The 21,046-nt window shown below is 72.0% G+C and carries 18 protein-coding genes and 2 tRNA genes; 8 read left to right on the top strand and 12 right to left on the bottom strand.

Annotation, left to right across the window (positions count from 1 at the left end; all coding sequences use genetic code 11):
* Position 1 precedes the first annotated feature (1 nt).
* The 3 genes from ACVWNX_RS17215 to pknB all read left to right on the top strand — a co-directional run bounded on the left by ACVWNX_RS17215 (position 2) and on the right by pknB (position 5,130).
* The gene (locus ACVWNX_RS17215) at positions 2-1,429 is read left to right on the top strand and encodes an FtsW/RodA/SpoVE family cell cycle protein (RefSeq protein WP_454407976.1); all 1,428 of its coding nucleotides are present in this window, start codon (positions 2-4) and stop codon (positions 1,427-1,429) included.
* Positions 1,426-2,889 carry a peptidoglycan D,D-transpeptidase FtsI family protein gene (locus ACVWNX_RS17210; protein ID WP_454407974.1) on the top strand — a complete coding sequence of 488 codons (1,464 nt, stop codon included), beginning with the start codon at positions 1,426-1,428 and terminating at the stop codon, positions 2,887-2,889. The genes ACVWNX_RS17215 and ACVWNX_RS17210 overlap by 4 nt, the downstream gene beginning before the upstream one ends.
* Positions 2,890-3,060: 171 nt before the next feature.
* A complete protein-coding gene (pknB, locus tag ACVWNX_RS17205) occupies positions 3,061-5,130 on the top strand; it encodes a Stk1 family PASTA domain-containing Ser/Thr kinase (protein ID WP_454407972.1) in 2,070 nt (689 codons plus the stop codon).
* Positions 5,131-5,286: 156 nt separating this feature from the next.
* On the opposite strand, the gene ACVWNX_RS17200 is transcribed toward pknB, so the two are convergent.
* The 5 genes from ACVWNX_RS17200 to ACVWNX_RS17180 form a co-directional block, all read right to left on the bottom strand.
* Positions 5,287-6,051 carry a class E sortase gene (locus ACVWNX_RS17200; RefSeq protein WP_454407970.1) on the bottom strand — a complete coding sequence of 255 codons (765 nt, stop codon included), beginning with the start codon at positions 6,049-6,051 and terminating at the stop codon, positions 5,287-5,289.
* 51 nt (positions 6,052-6,102) lie between these two features.
* Positions 6,103-7,896 (bottom strand): class E sortase, encoded by a 1,794-nt coding sequence (locus tag ACVWNX_RS17195; RefSeq protein WP_454407969.1) that lies wholly within the window; start codon positions 7,894-7,896, stop codon positions 6,103-6,105.
* Complete coding sequence (locus ACVWNX_RS17190) at positions 7,893-8,531, bottom strand: aminodeoxychorismate/anthranilate synthase component II (RefSeq protein WP_454407967.1); 639 nt, start codon at positions 8,529-8,531, stop codon at positions 7,893-7,895. Before ACVWNX_RS17190 ends, ACVWNX_RS17195 begins: the two co-directional genes overlap by 4 nt.
* Positions 8,528-8,704: a hypothetical protein gene (locus tag ACVWNX_RS17185; protein WP_454407965.1), complete on the bottom strand. Its 177-nt coding sequence runs from the start codon at positions 8,702-8,704 to the stop codon at positions 8,528-8,530. The genes ACVWNX_RS17190 and ACVWNX_RS17185 overlap by 4 nt, the downstream gene beginning before the upstream one ends.
* Before the next feature lie 271 nt (positions 8,705-8,975).
* Positions 8,976-9,764: a DUF881 domain-containing protein gene (locus ACVWNX_RS17180; RefSeq protein ID WP_454407963.1), complete on the bottom strand. Its 789-nt coding sequence runs from the start codon at positions 9,762-9,764 to the stop codon at positions 8,976-8,978.
* A 152-nt stretch (positions 9,765-9,916) separates the two neighbouring features.
* On the opposite strand from ACVWNX_RS17180, the gene crgA reads away from it, so the two are divergent.
* A complete protein-coding gene (gene crgA, locus ACVWNX_RS17175; RefSeq protein ID WP_454407962.1) occupies positions 9,917-10,171 on the top strand; it encodes a cell division protein CrgA in 255 nt (84 codons plus the stop codon).
* Between the two features lie 366 nt (positions 10,172-10,537).
* On the opposite strand, the gene ACVWNX_RS17170 is transcribed toward crgA, so the two are convergent.
* Positions 10,538-11,437 carry a rhomboid family intramembrane serine protease gene (locus ACVWNX_RS17170; RefSeq protein ID WP_454407960.1) on the bottom strand — a complete coding sequence of 300 codons (900 nt, stop codon included), beginning with the start codon at positions 11,435-11,437 and terminating at the stop codon, positions 10,538-10,540.
* A gap of 184 nt (positions 11,438-11,621) precedes the next feature.
* Complete coding sequence (locus ACVWNX_RS17165; RefSeq protein ID WP_454407958.1) at positions 11,622-12,149, bottom strand: peptidylprolyl isomerase; 528 nt, start codon at positions 12,147-12,149, stop codon at positions 11,622-11,624.
* 269 nt (positions 12,150-12,418) lie between these two features.
* Between ACVWNX_RS17165 and ACVWNX_RS17160 the strand changes: the two genes are divergently transcribed.
* Positions 12,419-13,135, top strand: coding sequence for a DUF5324 family protein (locus tag ACVWNX_RS17160; protein ID WP_454407956.1), 717 nt, complete (start codon positions 12,419-12,421; stop codon positions 13,133-13,135).
* Between the two features lie 243 nt (positions 13,136-13,378).
* Here the strand turns inward: ACVWNX_RS17160 and ACVWNX_RS17155 are convergent.
* A tRNA-Ala gene (locus ACVWNX_RS17155) sits at positions 13,379-13,451 on the bottom strand.
* Between the two features lie 175 nt (positions 13,452-13,626).
* Between ACVWNX_RS17155 and ACVWNX_RS17150 the strand changes: the two genes are divergently transcribed.
* The gene (locus ACVWNX_RS17150) at positions 13,627-14,175 is read left to right on the top strand and encodes a helix-turn-helix domain-containing protein (protein WP_454407954.1); all 549 of its coding nucleotides are present in this window, start codon (positions 13,627-13,629) and stop codon (positions 14,173-14,175) included.
* Between the two features lie 43 nt (positions 14,176-14,218).
* A complete protein-coding gene (locus tag ACVWNX_RS17145; RefSeq protein ID WP_454407953.1) occupies positions 14,219-16,018 on the top strand; it encodes a serine/threonine-protein kinase in 1,800 nt (599 codons plus the stop codon).
* Between the two features lie 37 nt (positions 16,019-16,055).
* On the opposite strand, the gene ACVWNX_RS17140 is transcribed toward ACVWNX_RS17145, so the two are convergent.
* Entirely contained in the window at positions 16,056-17,549 is a 1,494-nt protein-coding gene (locus ACVWNX_RS17140; RefSeq protein WP_454407951.1) for a hypothetical protein, read from the bottom strand.
* Between the two features lie 306 nt (positions 17,550-17,855).
* The gene (locus ACVWNX_RS17135; protein ID WP_003999697.1) at positions 17,856-17,984 is read right to left on the bottom strand and encodes a DLW-39 family protein; all 129 of its coding nucleotides are present in this window, start codon (positions 17,982-17,984) and stop codon (positions 17,856-17,858) included.
* A gap of 364 nt (positions 17,985-18,348) precedes the next feature.
* Between ACVWNX_RS17135 and ACVWNX_RS17130 the strand changes: the two genes are divergently transcribed.
* The gene (locus ACVWNX_RS17130; RefSeq protein WP_454407949.1) at positions 18,349-18,975 is read left to right on the top strand and encodes a DUF6344 domain-containing protein; all 627 of its coding nucleotides are present in this window, start codon (positions 18,349-18,351) and stop codon (positions 18,973-18,975) included.
* Between the two features lie 1,080 nt (positions 18,976-20,055).
* Here ACVWNX_RS17130 and ACVWNX_RS17125 read toward each other — a convergent pair.
* Both ACVWNX_RS17125 and ACVWNX_RS17120 read right to left on the bottom strand, forming a co-directional pair.
* Positions 20,056-20,129, bottom strand: a tRNA-Ile gene (locus ACVWNX_RS17125).
* Between the two features lie 106 nt (positions 20,130-20,235).
* Positions 20,236-21,030 (bottom strand): DUF3566 domain-containing protein, encoded by a 795-nt coding sequence (locus ACVWNX_RS17120; protein ID WP_454407947.1) that lies wholly within the window; start codon positions 21,028-21,030, stop codon positions 20,236-20,238.
* Positions 21,031-21,046: the final 16 nt, after the last annotated feature.

The following is a 21,046-nucleotide window of genomic DNA, read 5'->3' as shown; positions in this document are numbered from 1 at the left end:
CATGAGCAGTAACTCGACGACGCACACCTCGACCATCGGTGCCATCGGCGCGCCCAGCAGGCGCAACACCGAGCTGGGCCTGCTGGTCTTCGCGGTGGTCATCCCGGTGTTCGCCTACATCAACGTGGGTCTGGCCATCGACGGCGAGGTGCCCACCGGGGTGCTCGGCTACGGCATCGGGCTGGGGCTGCTGGCGACCGTGGGCCATCTGGTGGTCCGGAAGTTCGCGGCCTACGCCGATCCGCTGCTGCTGCCGCTGGCGACCCTGCTGAACGGGCTGGGGCTGGTGGTCATCTGGCGGCTGGACCAGTCGCCCCGGCTGCACGCCCTGGCCGAGTCGCAGGGCAACGAGTTCGTGGCGGCGGCCCCCCGGCAGCTGCTCTACTCCGCGATCGGCATCGCGCTGTTCGTCGCGGTGCTGCTGCTGCTGAAGGACCACCGCATCCTCCAGCGGTACACCTACATCTCGATGGCGGCGGCGCTGGTGCTGCTGCTGCTGCCGCTGGTGCCGGGCCTCGGCCGGGACGTCTTCGGCGCCAAGATCTGGATCAGCGTCGCCGGGTTCTCCATCCAGCCGGGCGAGTTCGCGAAGATCGTGATCGCGGTGTTCTTCTCCGGCTACCTGATGGTGAAGCGGGACGCGCTGGCGCTGGCCAGCCGCCGGTTCATGGGCCTCTACCTGCCGCGCGGCCGGGACCTCGGGCCGATCCTCACCATCTGGGCGGTCAGCCTCCTCGTCCTGATCTTCGAGAACGACCTCGGCACCTCGCTGCTGTTCTTCGGCATGTTCGTGATCATGCTGTACGTGGCCACCGAGCGGACCAGCTGGATCGTGATCGGCCTCGGGATGTCGGCGGCGGGCGCGGTGGGCGTGGCCTCCTTCGCCGGTCACGTCCAGGCCCGCGTCGACGCCTGGCTGGACCCCTTCGGCTGCTACGACACCTCGGGCGCGTGCACCCAGATCGCCCAGTCCATCATGTCGTTCGGCTCCGGCGGGGTCCTCGGCACCGGGCTCGGCCAGGGGCACTCCGACCTGATCGGCTTCGCCGCCAACTCCGACTTCATCTTCGCCACCATCGGCGAGGAGCTGGGGCTCGCGGGCGCCATGGCGATGCTGCTGCTCTACGGGCTGATCATCGAGCGGGGCCTGCGGACCGCGCTCGCCGCCCGGGACCCGTTCGGCAAGCTGCTGGCGGTCGGTCTGTCCGGTGCCTTCGCCCTCCAGATCTTCGTCGTCGCGGGCGGCGTGATGGGACTCATCCCGCTGACCGGCATGACCATGCCGTTCCTCGCCAACGGCGGTTCGTCGGTGATCGCGAACTGGGCGCTGATCGGCATCCTGATCCGGATCAGCGACACCGCCCGCAGGCCCGCGCCCGCGCCCGCCTCGAACCCCGACGCCGAGATGACCCAGGTGGTCCGCCCGTGAACAAGCCCGTGCGCCGGATCGCGATCTTCTGCGGCCTGCTGGTCCTCACCCTGCTGCTGCGGGACAACTGGCTCCAGTACGTCCAGGCGACCGACCTCCAGGACAACGCCAAGAACCGCCGGATCTCCATCGAGCGGTACGCCCAGCCGCGCGGCGACATCATCGTGGACGGCAAGTCGATCACCGGCTCCGCCAAGACCAACGGCAGCGACTACGCCTACAAGCGCACCTACAAGAACGGCCCCATGTGGGCGCCGGTCACCGGGTTCGCGTCGCAGGCGTTCGGAGCGACCCAGCTGGAGTCCATCGAGGACGGCATCCTCACCGGCAACGACGACCGGCTCTTCTTCCGCCGCACCCTGGACATGGTCACGGGCAAGAAGAAGGAGGGCGGCAACGTCGTCACCACCCTCAACGGCGCCGCCCAGAAGGCCGCCTTCGAAGGGCTCGGCGACAAGAAGGGCGCGGTCGCCGCGATCGACCCGGAGACCGGGGCGGTGCTGGCGCTGGCCTCCACCCCGTCCTACGACCCGTCGTCCTTCGCGGGCAACTCCCTCAACAAGGACACCCCGGTCTGGAACAAGCTGAAGAAGGACCGCGACGAGCCGATGCTGAACCGCGCGCTGCGCGAGACCTACCCCCCCGGTTCGACGTTCAAGGTCGTCACCGCGGCGGCGGCCCTGGAGCACGGCCTGGTCGACGACCCGGACGACAAGACCGAGACGCCGCTGCCGTGGGTCATGCCGGACACCCGCACCGAGCTGGAGAACGACGGCCCGCTGCCGTGCAAGGACGCGACCCTGCGCAACGCCCTGAAGGTGTCCTGCAACACCGTCTTCGGCAAGGCGGGCTCCGACCTCGGCAAGGACAAGATGCGGGAGACGGCGGAGAAGTTCGGCTTCAACTCCGAGCACTTCGTCCCGGTCCGCGCGAACGCCTCGGTGTGGCCGAAGGAGATGGACCGCCCGCAGACCGCGCTCAGCTCGATCGGCCAGTTCGAGACGGCCGCGACGCCGCTGCAGATGGCGATGGTGGCCGCCGCGGTGGCCAACGACGGCAAGCTGATGACGCCGTACATGGTCCAGTCGCTGCAGGCGCCGAGCCTCGACGTGATCGAGAAGCACGAGCCCAGCGAGATGAGCCGGCCGCTCTCGGAGGACAACGCCCAGAAGCTCCAGTCGATGATGGAGACGGTGGTCGACGACGGCACCGGCCGCAACGCGCGGATCGACGGCGTCAAGGTCGGCGGCAAGACGGGCACCGCGCAGCACGGCGTGGACAACAGCGAGAAGCCGTACGCGTGGTTCATCTCGTACGCCAAGACGGACTCGGGCTCCCCGGTCGCCGTCGCGGTGGTCGTCGAGGACAGCGACGCCAGCCGGGGCGACATCTCCGGCGGCGGGCTGGCCGCCCCGATCGCCCGGGACGTGATGAAGGCGGTCATCGACAGCGAGAAGTGACTCCGGTCACCTTTCGGTCCCGACGTCGCACGTTGCGGTACCGGTCGTGTATCGGGTGACGCGCACGGCCGGGGCAGGCGGGACGAGCCGGGTACGGTAAGCCTCGGACAGCACACCGCCGGACCGTACGACGACGGTACGGTCGGGACCGACGGAGAGGGCTGGAAAGCTATGGAAGAGCCGCGTCGCCTCGGCGGCCGGTACGAGCTGGGCCAGGTGCTCGGCCGCGGTGGCATGGCCGAGGTGCACCTCGCGCACGACACCCGGCTCGGCCGCACCGTCGCCGTGAAGACGCTGCGGGCCGACCTGGCCCGCGATCCGTCGTTCCAGGCCCGGTTCCGCCGTGAGGCCCAGTCGGCCGCCTCGCTCAACCATCCGGCGATCGTCGCGGTCTACGACACCGGCGAGGACTACATCGACAACATCTCCATCCCGTACATCGTGATGGAGTACGTCGACGGTTCCACCCTGCGGGAACTGCTCCACTCGGGCCGCAAGCTGCTGCCCGAGCGGTCCATGGAGATGACGATCGGCATCCTCCAGGCCCTGGAGTACTCGCACCGCAACAACATCGTCCACCGTGACATCAAGCCCGCGAACGTCATGCTGACGCGCACCGGGCAGGTCAAGGTGATGGACTTCGGCATCGCCCGTGCGATGGGTGACGCCGGAATGACGATGACGCAGACGTCCGCCGTCATCGGCACCGCCCAGTACCTCTCCCCGGAACAGGCCAAGGGCGAGACCGTCGACGCCCGCTCCGACCTGTACTCCACCGGCTGTCTGCTGTACGAGCTGCTGACCGTGCGTCCGCCGTTCATCGGGGACTCCCCGGTGGCGGTGGCGTACCAGCACGTGCGCGAGGAGGCCCAGCCGCCGAGCGTCTTCGATCCGGAGATCACGCCCGAGATGGACGCGATCGTCCTGAAGGCGCTGGTCAAGGACCCCGACTACCGCTACCAGTCGGCCGACGAGATGCGCGCCGACATCGAGGCGTGCCTGGACGGCCAGCCGGTCGCGGCGACCGCGGCCCTGGGCGCCGTGGGGTACGGCGGCTACCCGGGCGGCGGCTACGACGAGCAGCCGACGACGGCGCTGCGCCCCCAGGACGGCGCCCCGGCGACCACGATGATGCCGCCGGTCCCCGCCGACGACGGCTACGGCTACGACGACCGCCCGGACCGCCGGCGGCAGAAGAAGAACAGCGCCTCCACGGTGATGCTGGCCGTGGCGGGCGTCATAGTGCTGGTCGGCGCGATCCTGCTCGGCAAGTGGGTCTTCAGCGGCGACCCCGGCAACGACCCCGTCAAGGTCCCGACCTTCGTCGGGCTGACCAAGGCGGAGGCCGAGGGCCGGGCGGAGAACGCCAACCTCCAGCTCAGCCTGGACAGCAAGCCCTGCGAGGACCAGCCCAAGGGCACGGTCTGCAAGCAGGACCCGGCCCCGGACACCGAGGTGGAGCCGAAGACGGTCATCAACCTGACCGTCTCGACGGGCGCCCCGAAGGTCGCCGTGCCGAACGTGATCGGCGACGACGTGGACTCGGCCACCAGCAAGCTGGAGGACGACAAGTACGGGTTCGACGTGGACACGAAGTACAAGCAGTCCGACGCGCCGGTCGGCGAGGTGCTCGACCAGGACCCCGTCTCCGGCACCGAGGTCGAGAAGGGCGAGTCCGTCACCCTGACCGTGGCCAGGGCCAAGGAGCGGACGGCCGTCCCCGATGTGTCCGGTCAGACCTGTGACACGGCGAAGCGCCAGCTCCAGGACAGCGACCTGGTCGGCACCTGCACCGAGGTCGAGTCCTCGGAGGCCGACCCCGGACAGGTCTTCGGCCAGTCGCCCGCGGCGGGAACGCCCGTCTCCCCCGGCTCCACCGTCAACCTCCAGATCGCCAAGGCGCCTCCGGAGGAAGAAGAGGAAGAGGAGGAGCCGCAGAACGTCCAGGTTCCGCAGCTGGTGGGGCTGACGCTCGGCGAGGTGAAGCAGAAGCTGGCGGACGCCGATCTGAAGCTCGGCCAGGTCGGCGGCTCGCAGGACGACGCCGCGATCGTCGTGGCCGCCAACCCCATGCCGGGGACCGAGGTCCCGTCCGGGACCCAGATCTCGGTGCAGACCACGGCCGGCAACGCGAACGGCAACGGGAACGGCGGGAACGGCACCCCGGGCGGGGGCGGTGACGGCGAGGAAGGCGACAACGACGAGATCGGCTTCTTCGGCGGGACCTTCGGCGGGCGCTGAGCGCCCCGACAGCCGGTGAGGGCCCCGGTTCCCCGCGTACGGCGCGGGGGGCCGGGGCCCTCGTCATGGGCGGTACACGGGGCCTCGTCACGTCCGGGACCGGGGCCTCGCCATGTCCGGCGTCCGGGCCCTCGTCACATCCGGGGGGGGGGAGCCTCAGCGCAGTTCGGCGGGCGGCGTGCGCTCGGCGTCCACCTTCTCGGTGCGGACCATCTTCCCCCACACCACGTACCGGTAGGTGGAGGTGTACTTGGGGGTGCAGGTGGTGAGCGTGATGTAGCGTCCGGCCTTCTTCGCCCCGGACTCGCGGGGCACCGGGTCGAGGACCTCGACGTTGTACTTCGAGGTCTGTGGCAGCACCGCGTACACCTCGTAGACGTACCAGGTGTCCTTGGACTCGAAGACGATCGGGTCGCCCTTCTCCACCTTGTCGATGCGGTGGAACTTCGCCCCGTGCCCGTCCCGGTGCGCCGCCAGCGAGAAGTTTCCCTTCCGGTCCTGGGGGAGGGCCGACTTCACGGGCTTGGTGTAGTACCCGGCGACCCCGTCGTTGAGCAGACCGGTCGCGGTGCCCTTCTTGATCAGTATCTCCTCGCGGCCGTTCATCGTCGGGACGTGCAGGAACCCGATGCCGTCCTTGGTGTCCAGCGCCCCGGGGCCGCGCGGGCCCTCGTCGGCCCAGGTGTCCCGGACCCGGTCGCCCTGGCGGTCGGCCTCCCGGTCGGCGACGACGTTGGTCCACCACAGCGAGTACACGACGAAGAGGCCGAGCACCAGCCCGGCCGTGATGAGGAGTTCGCCGAAGACGCTGACCGCGGCGGCGACCCGGCCGCGGCCCCGCGCGGGAGCGGTCCCGGGCCCGCCCGGCGACTGCTCCGCGTCCCCCTCGGCGCGCCCGTCCGCTTCTGTCGTCGCTCCCACTGCACCGTGCCCCGTCTGTTCCGTGCCTCCGCGCGCCCCGTGCCTCGTGCCTCAGCCGAGGAGCGCGTCCGGCTTCCCCTTGGAGCGCGGCCGCTCCTCGGCCATCTTGCCCCACACGATCAGCCGGTACGTGCTGGTGAACTCGGGAGTGCAGGTCGTCAGGGTGAGGTAGCGGCCCGGGGCGGTGAACCCCGATCCGCGCGGGATGGGTTCGAGGACGGCCACGTTGCTCGGCGGGGTCTGCGCCAGGGAGCTGGTCATCTTGTAGACGAAGTACGTGTCCTGCGTCTCGACCACGATCGGGTCGCCCGGCTTGAGGCGGTTGATGTAGCGGAACGGCTCGCCGTGCGTGTTGCGGTGCCCGGCGACCCCGAAGTTGCCCGTCTTGGCCTGCGGCATCGCCGTCTTCAGCCGGCCCTCGGCGTAGTGGCCGACCATGCCCCGGTCGAGCACCTTCGCGTCGTCGGTGCCCTCGGCGACGGGCACCACCACGTCGAGGGTGGGGATGTGCATCAGGGCGAAGCCCTGGCCCGGCTCGAAGGACCCGGGCGCCCGCTTGCCCTTGGCCCAGTCCTCCTGGATCTGGTCGGCCTCCCCCTGGGCCTGCGCCTGGGCCCGGACGTTGGTCCACCACAGCTGGTAGGTGACGAACAGCAGCATGAGGGTGCCGACGGTGATGAACAGCTCGCCCAGCCCCCGGCTGACGACGACCCCGACCGTGGGCTTCCTGGACCGCGCCTCCCGGCGCGCCTCGGCCCGGGAGAGCGGGAGTCCGTCCGCCTCGTCGTCGTAGTCGTCGTAGTCGTCATACCCGTCGTCGCCGTCGTCGGCGGCCGCGTGGTCGGCGACGGGGTCGGGGGCCCCGGGGGAGTCCGCCCGGTCTGTCCGCTCCGGCCGCTCCGGTCGGCTCGGGCGCTCCGGGCCGGACGCGTACCGCTCGTAGGCGTCGCCGTCGTCGGTCCGCTGCCGCCGGTCCCGGTCGTCCCGGGGGCCGGGGGCCCCAGACGGCCCGGTGAGGACCGTGGAACCGTGGGGTGGCGTTCCCGTCGGGGCGCCGCCCGCTGTGCCGCCCTGACCGGCTCCGGGGGCCGTGAAGCCCGGTCCGGGGACGGGGGCCCCGGGGTGGAACGGCTGGGCGGGCCCGTCGGGGGGCCGGTGGAACCCGCCCGGGGCGGGACCGGCGGGCGCGGTCGGCTGGTGACCGACGTACGCCGCGGGGGCCTGGCCGGGGCCGGGGCCGGGGTACGGCTGGGGGGCGTGGGGCTGCGGAACGTGGGGCTGGGGGGCGTGGGGGTGTCCCACGGGGTACTGCCCGGCGGGGTAGCCGCCGGGGGGGTACTGGCCCTGCGGGAGGGGGGCCTGGGCGGGGTGGCCCGTCGGCGGACGCGTTCCGGTGGGCGTTCCGTGCCAGTCGCGGGCGTAGCCCTGCGGGTCGTACCACTCGCCGGGGAACCCGGGGGCCTCGGTACCGCCGTGGTGGGCGGGCGCCCCGCCGTACGGGGCGGACGGGTCGGGCAGGGGGTCGTAGAGCGGGTCGGCGAGCCCCCGCACGGCCGCCTCGTACGAACCCGGCGTGCCCGGGGAGGACGTCTCGTACCCCGGCTGCCCGTACCCGGGTTGCTGATAGCCGGCCTGCCCGTACCCGGCCTGTTCGTATCCGGGTGGTTCGTATCCGGCCTGCGGGTACCCGGTCTGCGCGTACCCGGACCGGTCGTACGACGGGTCCTGTCCGTACCCGGGCTGCCCGTACGCGGTGTCTCCGTACGGGAACGCGTCACCGTACGAGGGCCCGTGGTCCGCCGGGTCCAACGGTCCCGAGTCCCGCTCGGGCCGTACCGCTGTCACGCGGAGGCCCTGCCCACCACCGGGGCGAGCCCCGCCGATCTGGCCACGGCGTCGCCGTACCCGCATTCGGCCAGCCAGTTGGCCAGCATCCGGTGGCCGTGCTCGGTGAGCACCGACTCGGGATGGAACTGCACGCCCTCGACCGGGAGTTCCCGGTGGCGCAGGCCCATGATGATCCCGTCGTGGGTGCGGGCCGTGACCTCCAGCTCGTCCGGGACGGTCGTGGGCTCCGCCGCCAGCGAGTGGTAGCGGGTCGCGGTGAACGGGGAGGGCAGCCCCGCGAAGACCCCGCGTCCGGTGTGCTCCACCAGCGAGGTCTTGCCGTGCAGCAGCTCGGGGGCGCGGTCCACGACCCCGCCGTAGGCCACGGCCATCGACTGCATCCCGAGGCAGACCCCGAAGACGGGGACCCCGGTCGCCGCGCAGTGGCGGACCATGTCGATGCAGACCCCGGCCTGCTCGGGGGCGCCGGGACCGGGCGACAGCAGGACGCCGTCGAAGCCGTCCTGGGCGTGGGAGGTGGAGACCTCGTCGTTGCGGAGCACCTCGCACTCGGCACCGAGCTGGTAGAGGTACTGGACCAGGTTGAAGACGAAGCTGTCGTAGTTGTCGACAACCAGAATGCGCGCGCTCACGGGGTGGGGGCCCTTCCCTCGTCGACGGTCACGTCGTTGAAGGGGAGCAGGGGTTCGGCCCACGGGAACACGTACTGGAACAGCACGTAGACGACCGCCAGCGCGAGGATGAGCGACAGGATCGCCTTCACCCACGCGTTGCCCGGCAGATGCCGCCAGATCCAGCCGTACATGCCGTCCCTACTCGCCGTTGGTGTTGCTGTGCGCCAACCAGAGTACGGGGACGGGGCCCGGGAGAGAGGGGGTTGGCGTGCAATCCCCCCGTCGAGCAGGACGGACGGCCGGACCGGGGCCCGCGCGGCGCCGCAAAGCGACCGGCTTGCCCTGTTCGACCGGCCGGACTCCGCAGGGAATGTTCCACGTGAAACGACGGGGTGGGACGTAGATCACGTCCGGCCGGGAGCAGCGGTCCGGCGGGACGGGCGAACGGGGAATCGCCCGTGGTCAGGGCCGGGGCGCGGGCCGTGCCTGGTGGAGGTCCACGGTTCCCTCGTAGCCGGGGAGCGTCACCCCGCCCTCGTCGTCGACCTTCCACCCCAGGCCGTAGGCGTTCACGTACAGCATGTAGTTCTGGATCGCGGGGGAGGCGGTGAGCGACTTCTTCAGCTTGGAGGGGTCCCCGACCGCGGTGATCTTGTACGGGGGCGAGTACACCCGGCCCTGGAGGATCAGGGTGTTGCCGACGCAGCGGACCGCGCTGGTGGAGATCAGCCGCTGGTCCATGACGCGGATGCCCTCGGCCCCGCCCTGCCAGAGGGCGTTGACCACGGCCTGGAGGTCCTGCTGGTGGATGACCAGGTCATCGGGCTGGGGCTCCGGGTACCCGGGCAGCTTGGGCCCGGCGTCCGGGGGAGCGTCGTTCAGGGTGACGGTGATCGCCTCACCGCGCAGTTCCCGGGTGCCCGCCTGGTTCTCCAGGGCCTTCAGCCGCGCCTTCTCGGCCCGGGTGGCGCTGCCGTGGCCGTCCTTGGCGAGGGCGTCCACGTCATCGCGCAGCAGCCCGTTGGCCTCTTCCAGCTCTCCGTTGCGGTGGCTGCGTTCCTTGATCAGGTCCGAGAGCCTGAGCAGGGAGGCGTCGGTGCGGATGTTGGTGCCCTTGGCGGTGTTAAAGCTGGTCACGAAGAGGAGTCCGGCCAGTGCGAAGACCCCCGCGGTCAGTACGCGCACCGGACGCGGACGCTTCCTGCGGGCGGGGGTGGTGTTCACACCGGGGGAGTCGGCAGAATTGCTCAACGTACCCTTGCTCCTTACCGCGCCGAGGAAGCACTACGCTAACGGACGCCAGGGGAGCGATCATTTTCCCCCCGGCGGTTCGCTTGTAGGCTGCCCCGGAGCCCGCCAACGTCCCCGCGCGGCCACGCAGCGCATCGACAGGAGAGCCCCTCGTGCCGAAGTCACGTATCCGCAAGAAGGCCGATTACACGCCGCCCTCGGCGAAGCAGTCGACCGCGATCAAGCTGACCAACCGCAGCTGGGTCGCCCCGGTGATGCTGGCGATGTTCTTCATCGGCCTCGCCTGGATCGTCGTCTTCTATGTGACGGACGGCAAGCTGCCGATCGACGCCCTGGACAACTGGAACATCGTCGTCGGCTTCGGCTTCATCGCTGCGGGCTTCGGCGTCTCCACCCAGTGGAAGTGACCTCCTAGCTCCACCCCTCAGCCCCGGCCGGACCCTTCCCTCACGGTCCACGGGGCCCTTCGGGCTGCCTTCGACCGGGTCGTGGGCAGCGGCTCCGGGGTCGCTTCCCCGGTGGGCCGCCCACCGTCCCGGCCAAGTTATCCACAGACCTTTTCCACAGTGGGGAAAAGGTCAGAAGATCTGTGGATAACCCATCACGCGTTGACGCTGATGTGACTGGCCTACCGGGATCCGAAAACACGTTCGCCCCTTGTCCTGGCTGGGGAAACCCAGCTCAGGCACAAGGGGCACAGACGTTCCCCACAGCCCGCGCAAGATCCGCCACTCGCTGTGGACAACCATCGGGGCCGGTCGTTCGTCGGGGCCTCAGGCGAGTGTCGCCGTCCGCGCCACGATGACCACCACCGTGACCAGCAGGACCGCCGCACAGGTCCCCCACTGGACCAGGGCGCGCCGCTCCCGGGGGGCGTGCACCATGCCGTAGGCGATGGCCAGTCCGGCGATCAGACCGCCGACATGGGCCTGCCAGGCGATCCCGGACATGCTGAAGGTGAAGATCATGTTGATCACCAGCAGGGCGATCACCGGGCGCATGTCGTAGTTGAGACGCTTCACCAGCACCGCCGTGGCGCCGAACAGTCCGTAGATCGCGCCCGAGGCGCCCAGCGAGGCGGAGACCGGGTCGACCAGCACATAGGTGAGCGCGCCGCCCGCCAGCCCCGAGATGAAGTACAGGGCGAGGTAGCGCGTCCGTCCGAACGCCTCCTCCAGCGGGCCGCCCAGCCACCACAGGCTGAGCATGTTGAAGGCGATGTGCCACACCTCCTGGTGCGCGAACATCGACGTCACCAGCCGGTACCACTGCCCGTCGGCCAGGCCCTCCATCGCGAACTGGGGCGAGGGCCAGGCCCCGATCAGGAACAGATCGGTGACCAGCCGCTCGTTCGTCTGGATGGCGATGAAGACGAGGAGGTTGATCGCGATGAGGATCTTCGTGACCAGTCGGGGGTCACGGGCCACCGGGGCCCCGGTGAGGGTACGGGGGTGCTGGGCCATGGGCGCGTGACCGGTGCCGGAGCCGTCGCGGACACAGGAGGGGCACTGGAACCCGACGGAGGCGCTGATCATGCACTCCGGACATATCGGCCGCTCACAGCGTGTACAGCTGATGCCGGTCTCCCGGTCGGGGTGCCGGTAGCACGTGGGCGGGCTCTGGGCGTCCCGCGGGCCCCGCGTTCCGTGTGGTCCGCCTGGCGCCTGGTCCATGGGGGTTCCCCTCAATCCGATTCGTCCGAAGGCGTACGCGGATCGCACGGCCCCGTGGGTCCCGGTTCCCGGGGACGGCCCGGTCAACACACCGCCCCGCCCTCCATGACGGACGGGCGGGGCGGTTTGTTCCCGGGCCACCTACTTCGTCCCGTGGACGGGACGGAGGTAACGGTGGTGGAGGTCAGCGCGTCTCGACGACGACCGACTCGATGACCATCTCCTGCACCGGACGGTCGGTGCGCGGGTTGGTCTGGGTGCCCGCGATGGCGTCCACGACCTTCTTGCTGGCCTCGCCCTCGACCTCACCGAAGATGGTGTGCTTGCGGTTCAGCCAGGCGGTCGCCTCGACCGTGATGAAGAACTGCGAGCCGTTGGTGCCCGGACCCGCGTTGGCCATGGCCAGGAGGTACGGACGGTTGAACTGGAGGTCCGGGTGGAACTCGTCCTTGAACTGGTAGCCGGGGCCACCCGTTCCGTTGCCCAGCGGGTCGCCGCCCTGGATCATGAAACCGGGGATGACCCGGTGGAAGACCGTGCCGTCGTACAGCCGGTCGCTGGACCGCTTGCCGGTCTCGGGGTGAACCCACTCGCGCTTGCCCTCGGCAAGCTCGACGAAGTTCTTGACCGTCTCGGGCGCGTGGTTGGGCAGGAGCCGCACCACGATGTCGCCTTGGTTGGTCTTCAGGGTGGCGTAGAGCTGCTCAGCCACGATCTGCCTTCCGTTGTCTTCTGTGACTCCCCGATCCTCGCACGAGCCGGGCGCGCGGCGCCCGCCGAGGGGATCGGAGCGATCTTCCCCCCTTCCTGCCCCTCGCCCGCCCGGAGGATGCCTGGTCCGTCTCCGTGACCCGGATGCCCTTCCTCACATGCCGGGGCGCGGGACGGCAGGCATGATCCTCAAAAGGGTGGAAAGGTGAACGGTGACCCTGCCGGGGCCGCCCCCGGACATTGACGTACGCCACCGAGGAGGAGGTTCTCGTGACCCGCATCGACAGCGTGCGCGCCGCGACCGGTTCGGCGAAGGACAGCGTGCTGCACGCCGCGGAAGTGGTGGCGCCCTACGCCGATACGGCCAAGGACCGGGCCGTGTACTACGCGCAGGAGGCCCGGGTGCGACTGGCGCCCAAGGTCTCCTCCGCGGCTCATCAAGCGGCCGAGCAGGCCCGCATCCAGTACGGAACCCATCTGGCGCCCCGGATCGAACAGGCCCGGACCCATGTACCGCCGAAGATCGACCACGCCGCCCATGAGGCCGCCGCGCGCACCCGCCTCGCCGCGCGCCAGGCGGCGGAGTACTCCCGTCCCCGGATCGAGCAGGCCGTCGCCGCCGCGGGACCGGTCCGTGACGAGGCCGCTTCCCGGGGCGTCGCCGCCCTCGCCGCGCTGCGCGGGCAGATCTCCGCCGAGGAAGTGCGCGATCTGCTCCACAAGCAGGAGCGCCGGGCCCGCGCCGGACGCGTCGGCAAGGGTCTCCTTCTGCTGGGGCTCACGGCGGGCGCCGCCTTCGCCCTCTGGAAGTGGTGGGACCGGCAGGCCAACCCGGACTGGCTGGTGGAGCCGCCCGCGGCGACCGAGGTCCCCGAATCCCTGACGTCCCTGAACGCGGTGGACGGTTCCCCCGCCGCGCTGGACCCCGAGGTCGAGGCCAAGCAGGCCCAGAACGACGCCGCGTCGGACCTCCCGGAACGGGAGTGATCCCACCTCCGGTACCGCACCCCGGAACCGCCGCCGGACCCCTTCACCTCGGATGACGCCCCACGGACCACCGCTCGCCGACCGGTGGAACCCCGTGGGGCGTTCCCATGACAGCACCGGCGATGTTTCACGTGAAACGTCGCCGCCCGGGTGTTTCACGTGAAACGCTCACGCGGAGTCCACAGCAACCCACACGAAGCACCCCCCTGCCCGGAAGGATCCGGTCAGGGGGGTGCTGAGGTGTGGAGCCTAGGGGAGTCGAACCCCTGACATCTGCCATGCAAAGACAGCGCTCTACCAACTGAGCTAAGGCCCCGAGCCGATACGGACGGGCTGGTGGAGCCGGTCCGTGTCGTGGAACAGGGTACCGGGTCACCCCCGGAATTCCGCAAAAGGATTGGGGTCCCCGTGAACGACCACTCTCCGTAGGATGCTCGCACGCGCTTCGCTACAGCGAACCGCGGCACTTGGGGAAGCGATGGGGAGACGCAATGGACGCCGCACAGCAGGAAGCCACCGCAAGAGCGAGGGAACTTCAGCGGAACTGGTACGGGGAGCCGTTGGGGGCGCTCTTCCGCAGGCTGATCGAGGACCTCGGGCTGAACCAGGCCCGTCTCGCGGGGGTCCTCGGGCTCTCGGCGCCGATGCTGTCCCAGTTGATGAGCGGCCAGCGCGCCAAGATCGGCAACCCCGCTGTCGTCCAGCGCGTCCAGCAGCTCCAGGATCTCGCCGCCCAGGTCGCGGACGGCAGCGTCAGCGCCGCCGAGGCCACGGAGCGGATGGACGAGATCAAGAAGTCCCAGGGGGGATCGGTCCTGAGCAACACCGCTCAGACCACGAACAGTTCGGGCGCGCCCACCGTCAAGCGGGTCGTCCGTGAGATCCAGTCCCTGCTGCGTTCGGTGGCCGCGGCGGGCGACATCATCGACGCGGCGGACTCCCTGACCACCACCCACCCCGAACTGGCGGAGTTCCTCCGGGTGTACGGGGCCGGACGCACCGCCGACGCGGTCGCCCACTACCAGGCACACCAGAGCTGAGCCCAGGCCCAGCCGGAGGCACCACGGGGAGCGACGTACGACGATGGGCGAGGTCTTCGCCGGCCGGTACGAACTGGTCGATCCGATCGGACGCGGAGGAGCCGGGGCGGTCTGGCGTGCCTGGGACCACCGGCGCCGCCGGTACGTGGCCGCCAAGGTCCTGCAGCAGAGCGACGCGCACACCCTGCTGCGCTTCGTCCGCGAGCAGGCCCTCCGCATCGATCATCCGCATGTGCTCGCGCCCGCCAGCTGGGCCGCCGACGACGACAAGGTCCTGTTCACCATGGACGTCGTCGCCGGTGGCTCCCTGGCCCATCTGATCGGCGACTACGGGCCGTTGCCGCCCCGGCTGGTCTGCACCCTCCTCGACCAGCTGCTGGCCGGGCTGGCCGCCGTCCACGCCGAGGGCGTCGTCCACCGGGACATCAAACCGGCGAACCTCCTGCTGGAGGTGACCGGCGCCGGGCGCCCCCATCTCCGTCTCTCCGACTTCGGCATCTCCATGCGCAAGGGCGAGCCCCGGCTCACCGAGACCGACTACGTGGTGGGAACGCCCGGCTACTTCGCCCCCGAGCAGATGCTGGGCGCCGAACCGGACTTCCCCGCCGACCTGTTCGCCGTCGGGCTCGTCGCGCTCTACCTCCTCCAAGGCGCCAAGCCGGACGCCAAGGCGCTGATCGAGCACTTCGCCGCACACGGCACCCCCTCGGCGCCGCGCGATGTGGACGAAGCCCTGTGGCAGGTCATCGCGGGACTGCTCCAGCCCGATCCGGAGGCCCGTTTCCGTACCGCGACCGGGGCCCGCAAGGCCCTGCTCTCCGCCGCCGAGATGCTGCCGGAGCCCAGTCCGGACGACGAACTGGTCGAGGTCTTCGACCAGATCGGCCCCCTGCCGCCGGGGTTCGGCCCCGACGGCCCCGCGGTCCGGGCGAAGGGAGCCCCCGACGCCTCCGGCACGGTCCGGCCGCCCCTCGCCCCGGACGGCACACCCCCTTCGACCCCCGCCCCCCTGCCCGTCGCCCCTCCGGCGGGACCGGGTCCGGGCCCCGCCCCCCACGGCCCGTCCACCCCCGGGACTCCCGCCGCCGTTCCCCCGCCCGACCTCTCCACACCTCCCCCGCACCCCCCGTCGGCCGCCCCCGCGCCCCTGATGTCGGAGACCGGCAGCTTCCATCTCCCCCCGCCGCCCGGAGCGCCACAGGAGCCACCCGGCCCGCCGTCCGCCACCGACCCCTTCCCGGGAAACGCCGCCCGGCCCCCGACCCCCACCCCGCCCGCGGCTCCGCCCCCGCTCCCTCCGGCCCGGCCCTGGGCGACGGACCCCCGTCCGTCCGTGCCCCCGCGCCCGCCCGGTTCCCCCGGGTCCGGGGAGTATCCGACCGCCACGCCCCCGCCCACCTACGCCCCGTACCCGGCGCTCCCGCCCGCCCCGGCGCCCCAGGGCCAGGACCGCCACCCGTTCCCCGTCTCCCCGGCCGGACCCGCGTACCCCCACGCCACCGGTTACCCCCCGTACTCCCGGCCCGCCCCGGAGCTGGAGTCCGAACCGTCCGGGCCGTTCCCGGTCCCCTTCCCGACGGGCGGCCCCGACGCCCCCGTCGCCCTGGAGTTCGCGGAGGCGGACACCGCCGACGGACGGACGGGCTCCTTCCGCCACCAGGACTCCCCGCAGCGCACCGCCCCGGGCGCCCCCGGCGCCCTGGTCGCCGGGGAGAACCGGACGGCCACGGGCTCCGGACACCGCAGACGCCGACCGGGACCGCCCCCGAAGGTGACGGTCCCGGTCCTGCTGCTCGCCCTGCTCTGTTTCGCGGTGGGCGCCTGGGCCCTGACCCGGATCTGAGGAACCGGCCCGGGTTCCCCCGAGGGGCCCGGCCCGGCTACCAGCCGCCCGGGCCCGGACGGAACCCCGCCCCGGTGTCGGTTCCCGCCGTCCCCCCGGACTCCGGAGGACCGACCGGCCCCGGGAGGGCGGGCACCCCGGCCGGGACGGGCTCCGCGTTCCCCCTCCGGCGTGCCCGGGCGGCCCGGCGCCGCGCCACCACCGTCCACAGCACCAGGAAGAGCACCAGGGCCGTCCCCGTCGCGAACGCCCCGGCGGCGACCTTCTTCATCACCGGCCCCCGGGCGAAGGCGGCCCCGCCACCGGCGGCGTCCCGATCCGGTCCGGGCTCCCCCTCCAGGGCGGCGGCGCCGAACTCGACCGCGGGCAGGGGCCGTCCGTCGTACGCGGGCGGGGGCCCGGCCTCCCCCTTGACGCCCACCTTGAGCCGCACCCCGATGGGTCCGTCCCCGAACTGCTCGGCGACCGCCTCGCTGAGGTGCACCGCCAGGTAGTACCGTCCGCCGAACCGCATCCCGTTGACCTCGTCGGACACGGCGAACCGGTTCTCGTACCGGACCGGTGGCAGCGGTCCGAAGGAGACCGCCTTCTGCTTGCCGTCATAGGTGCTCTGGACCTGCTCGACGGGGCCGCGCGCCGGGTTGAACAGCGAGGCCACCAGCCCCGCGGGCACGTAGCGGCCCAGTCCGCGCCCGCCGCCGGGCGCGTTGGGACCGTCCGGAGCGGCCGCTCCGTCGGTGACCGAGTCCAGTTCCACCCGCGCGGAGAGCTGCTGCCCCCAGTCGACGGGCACCCAGTAGTAACGGGTCTCCCCGGCGCGGAGCCGGTCCTGCCAGACGCCCTGGTCGAGGCGGGTCGCGGTACCGAAGCCGTGGCCGCCCTCACGCGTGCGGGGGGTCCCGGTCACCGGGGTGGGCGAGGCCGAGTCCCAGGTCGTCGGGGCGGTGCTGGGGACGGCTCCCCGGACCGGGGGCTCCAGCGAGAAGCGCAGTTCGAGGTCCCAGGGCTCCCGGGACGACGCCGTGTCGCCCTCCCGCTCGATCACCACGTAGTACGGGCCGGCCGCCCGGCAGCCGAAGGTGCGCCCCCCGGTCCGGCGGGCCGCCCACGCCGTGAGGGGACGGGGGCTCTCGGACGCGCCGAACCGGGCCCGGTCGGAGAGGCAGCTGACGCCGTTGGCGTCCTGGACGGCGAGCGAGTACCCGTCCTTGAAGGAGAGCTCCGCACCGGTCTCCGGCACGGCCGTCGCCGAGACGTAGGCGCTCTCCGACGTGCCCAGTTCCATCCGGTAGTAGAGCTTGCCCTCATGGGGCAGCACGCTCCGGTACGTCTTGCCGGGCACCAGCCGTGGGGCCCCGGCGGTGCCCCGGGCGCCCTCGACCTCGGGGGCGCCCGCCACGAAGGCGTACGGCTCGGGCCGCCCCTCCGCCGCCAGGGCCGTCGGCGCCACCGCCAGTGACAGCGCCGTTGTGGACACCGCTCCCGTGGACACCACGCACAGCGCGGCCCCGGCCGCCAGCGTCCCCCTCACTCCTCTGAACCACCGACCCGCCAGCCGCGCCCTCACGCGCCCACCCCTCGTTCGCCCTAGTCGTCGCCGTCACGACGGCCGGGTCGGCGGCCCGGTGGCCACCCCCGTCGTCGCCGGTCGTACCCGGTCGTGCCTGGTCGTACCCCGTCGTGCGACCGGGGCGGAGCGCGCCGCCCCCGCGCGCCCCGCCCCGGACCGTTCAGCCTCCGGACCGTTCAGCCCCGGATCGTTCCGGCGCCGTCCGGAACGCACGAAGGCCCCGGCCGTTCGGGCGGCCGGGGCCTTCGGAGTGAAGGGAGTCGTTGATCACGAACCCGTGGGCACGGAGTCGGTCGCCTCCGTCCACAGATCCTGCTCGGCGCGATCCGCCTGGATCTGGCGGTACACGAGGAGCCCGCCGATGGCGGCCAGTGCGACCAGGAGAAGCTTCTTCACCGCGCGACCTCGTCTTTCCTTGACGTAGGGGACCTCTGGCGCCCGACTATACACACCGGCCGATATCGATCAGTGACCTACCGGCAGGGGCTCAACCACCGCTCCGGAGACCGCCCGAAACGGCCCGCGAACGACCGGGGAACGACCGGGATCGAGCGGGAAGGAGCGGGCCCGGGGGCACTCCGGTCGCCGCTACCACGGGGTGGCGTTCACCGCATCCGCTGATCCTTCCGGGCGGATACCCCCATCCGTGTGGTGTTCATCTGAAGATCACCGCGCCACTCCCACCGGTCCTTCCTTCGCGGCTCTCCATACACATGATGAGGAAAGTACGCAAATCGCCCAACCTGAAAGTGAGGGAATCATGGCCAGGAACAAGGTCATGACGCTGTGGACGGCGCTCGTCACCGCGATCATCGCGATGCTCGCCGCCCTGGGGTTCGCGTCCCCCGCCGCCGCCGCTCCCGTACCCCGGAGCGAGGCACCCCGCAACAGCGCGCCCGCCGTCCGGGAGGCCCGGGTCCCGGCCGCCGCGCCCGCGCGGTACGCCCGGTCGCTGCCACCCACGATGAAACAGCGCATCGGCGCCGAGGCACACGGGTCGACACCCAGTTGCCGGGCCTGCGCGACGCCCCAGGACTTCGACGCGGTCCTCGCCGACACGGTGAACGCCGCCTTGGCCGCCCAGGAACGACCGGACTCCCCACCGGCACGCCCGCACTCCCCGGCCGAAGCCCCGGCCACCGCTCCCGGCAGCGCCCCGGAGTCCGAACAGTCCCCCGTCGTCGCCCCGTCGAACGTGCGGGGCAACGGACACGGTGACCCCGCGCCGCTCCCCGCGCCCCGTCCACCGCACCACGACGGTCACCTCGACCACCTCCCCGCGCACAGCGAACTGAGCGCCGTCGCCCCCTTCGCCTCGCTCGCCCCGCTCTCCGTCGCGGACGCGGCGCTCGCCATCCCCGCGGGCTACGTTCCGGCCTCCCGCTGAACGGCACGCCCGCGTACCCAGTACGCGCGCACCGACCCACGCCCCCGTCGTCTCCGGTGGCCCCCTCCGACGGCCCCCTACGGCCCGGACGACCACGGGCCCGACGCGCGAAGTCCCTCCCGCACCACCCGGCCCGGTCCGGCGACGCCCCGGAGAGCACCGCGCCACGGACCCCGCACCCCGTCACCAGGCCAGGTGGCACCACCAGGGCAGAACGCCCCGGGGCCCGGCACCACACCCGGCGCCCTGGACCGGCCCACTCGGTGAGAGTTCGTCCCCGACAAGGACGAGAGCACGGCTTCATCCGGTCCGTCACCACGAAGACGACGGACGACCGGAACCGCACGACGACACTTCCCAGTACTCCTCCGCCAGCGGTCGAACGAACGGCCCTGACCGTCTGACGCCCTGACCGACCAGGTCGGCGACCGACTCCCCGACGAGCCCCGGACGCCCACCCCGGACAGGACCACCGCAGCACCGCGAAGCACCACGGGAACGGCCCCGGGCCCATGACTCCCGGACCACCGTCCCCAGCCCCTCCGTACGAGTCCTTCCGCACGACTCCTCCGTACGAGCCCCTCCGCACGACTCCTTCCGTACGAGAGCCCTTCCGTACGAGCCCGCAGCACGAAGCCCTTCACCCGAGCGAGCCCTCAGGCGAAGCCCTCCGCACCGCCCTCACCGGCAGCGGCCCGCGGCGCCAGCCGCGCACCCGGTCCCGGCCCGTGCCCCGCCGCCAGGCGACGCGCCCTCGCGTCCCGGCCGAAGCGCGGCACCGCCTCCCCGGGCGCTCCCACGCGTTCCCCGACGGGAACGCGCCGTCGGCATGCCCGCACCCGGCCCGGACGCTTTCCCCGCGCCCCGCGATGCCCCGCGCGCCCGGCCACCGGCCGCCCGGCACACGCCCGCCCGGCACCCCCCGCCTCCCCACCACGCGCGGCCGAAGGCCCACCGGTCACCGAGCGCACCCCGGCCACCCCGGCAGCCCGGCCACCCAGCCGCCCCGAGCCGTCCCTGGCCACGGGCGGGCACAACGAAAAGACCCCCGACCGGAACCGGTCGAGGGTCTTCGTCATGTGGGGCTAACAGGATTTGAACCTGTGGCCTCATCCTTATCAGGGATGCGCTCTAACCAACTGAGCTATAGCCCCGCCGCGCTGTGCGCTGACCTCTGAAGATTAGCGCACGACGCGCTCAGTCCCAAAATCGGTGACCGGGCCCCCTGAGGGGCCCCGGCACCGGCCGGACGGCCCGGGACTACTCGTCCTCGGCGAGCGTCAGCTCCACCCCGCCGACGAAACCGGCGGACAGGTTGTAGATGAAGGCGCCGAGGGTGGCCAGCGCGGTGGCGAGGACCACGTCGATGACGGCGATGATGCCGGTGAACATCAGCACCCGGGGCAGCGACAGGAAGGACTGCAGGTCGAAGCCGTTGGACTCGTTGGAGCCGGTGGCCTCCGAGATGGTGCCGCCGACCGTCGAGAAGACGCCCATCGCGTCCATGACCATCCACAGCACCGCCGCGGCGATGATCGTGCAGATCCCGAGGGCGATGGAGAGCAGGAAGCTGACCTTCATCACCGACCACGGATCGGCCTTGGCGACCCGCAGCCGGGCCTTGCGGGTGCGCGGGGAGGTGCGCGCCCCCGTGCGCGGCACCCGGACGCCCGCCCCCGAGGTGGCGCCGGAAGCCCCCGCGGGGGCCGTCTGGTACGCCTGGGGCGGGTGGTAGGGCTGGGCGGGCCGCTGGGCGCGTTCGCCCGGCAGCGGGCCGTCCGTACCGTCCTGGGCGCCCCCGGACGCGCCGGGCCGACCGTCCGGGGCCCCCTCGTACCCGTCGTGCTGCTGGGTCCGCGGACCTCGGGTGTCCGTCACTGTTCCCCCCTGGGAGACATGGGATTCATCGGAGGCGTCAGACCCCGCGGCGGAGCCCCGGGCGCCGTTCTTCGAGGTGGCGCGCGCACCGGTGGGTCCGGCGGCCCGGGCCTCGCGGCCCTGGGCTCCCGCCGGTCCCCCCGGGCCCGCGGCCCCGGCGCCCGTGGCTCCGCTCACGTGTCTCACTCCTCGC

This window comes from Streptomyces sp. JNUCC 64 (assembly GCF_054484115.1).
This window is presented reverse-complemented; position numbering and strand designations above follow the sequence as displayed.

Excerpts from the sequence above, each read along its gene's own strand:
- ACVWNX_RS17215 (WP_454407976.1), top strand. The coding sequence starts at position 2 with ATGAGCAGTAACTCGACGACGCACACCTCGACCATCGGTGCCATCGGC.
- pknB (WP_454407972.1), top strand. The coding sequence starts at position 3,061 with ATGGAAGAGCCGCGTCGCCTCGGCGGCCGGTACGAGCTGGGCCAGGTG.
- ACVWNX_RS17185 (WP_454407965.1), bottom strand. The coding sequence starts at position 8,704 with ATGTACGGCTGGATCTGGCGGCATCTGCCGGGCAACGCGTGGGTGAAG.
- ACVWNX_RS17170 (WP_454407960.1), bottom strand. The coding sequence starts at position 11,437 with ATGGACCAGGCGCCAGGCGGACCACACGGAACGCGGGGCCCGCGGGAC.
- ACVWNX_RS17150 (WP_454407954.1), top strand. The coding sequence starts at position 13,627 with ATGGACGCCGCACAGCAGGAAGCCACCGCAAGAGCGAGGGAACTTCAG.
- ACVWNX_RS17145 (WP_454407953.1), top strand. The coding sequence starts at position 14,219 with ATGGGCGAGGTCTTCGCCGGCCGGTACGAACTGGTCGATCCGATCGGA.
- ACVWNX_RS17130 (WP_454407949.1), top strand. The coding sequence starts at position 18,349 with ATGGCCAGGAACAAGGTCATGACGCTGTGGACGGCGCTCGTCACCGCG.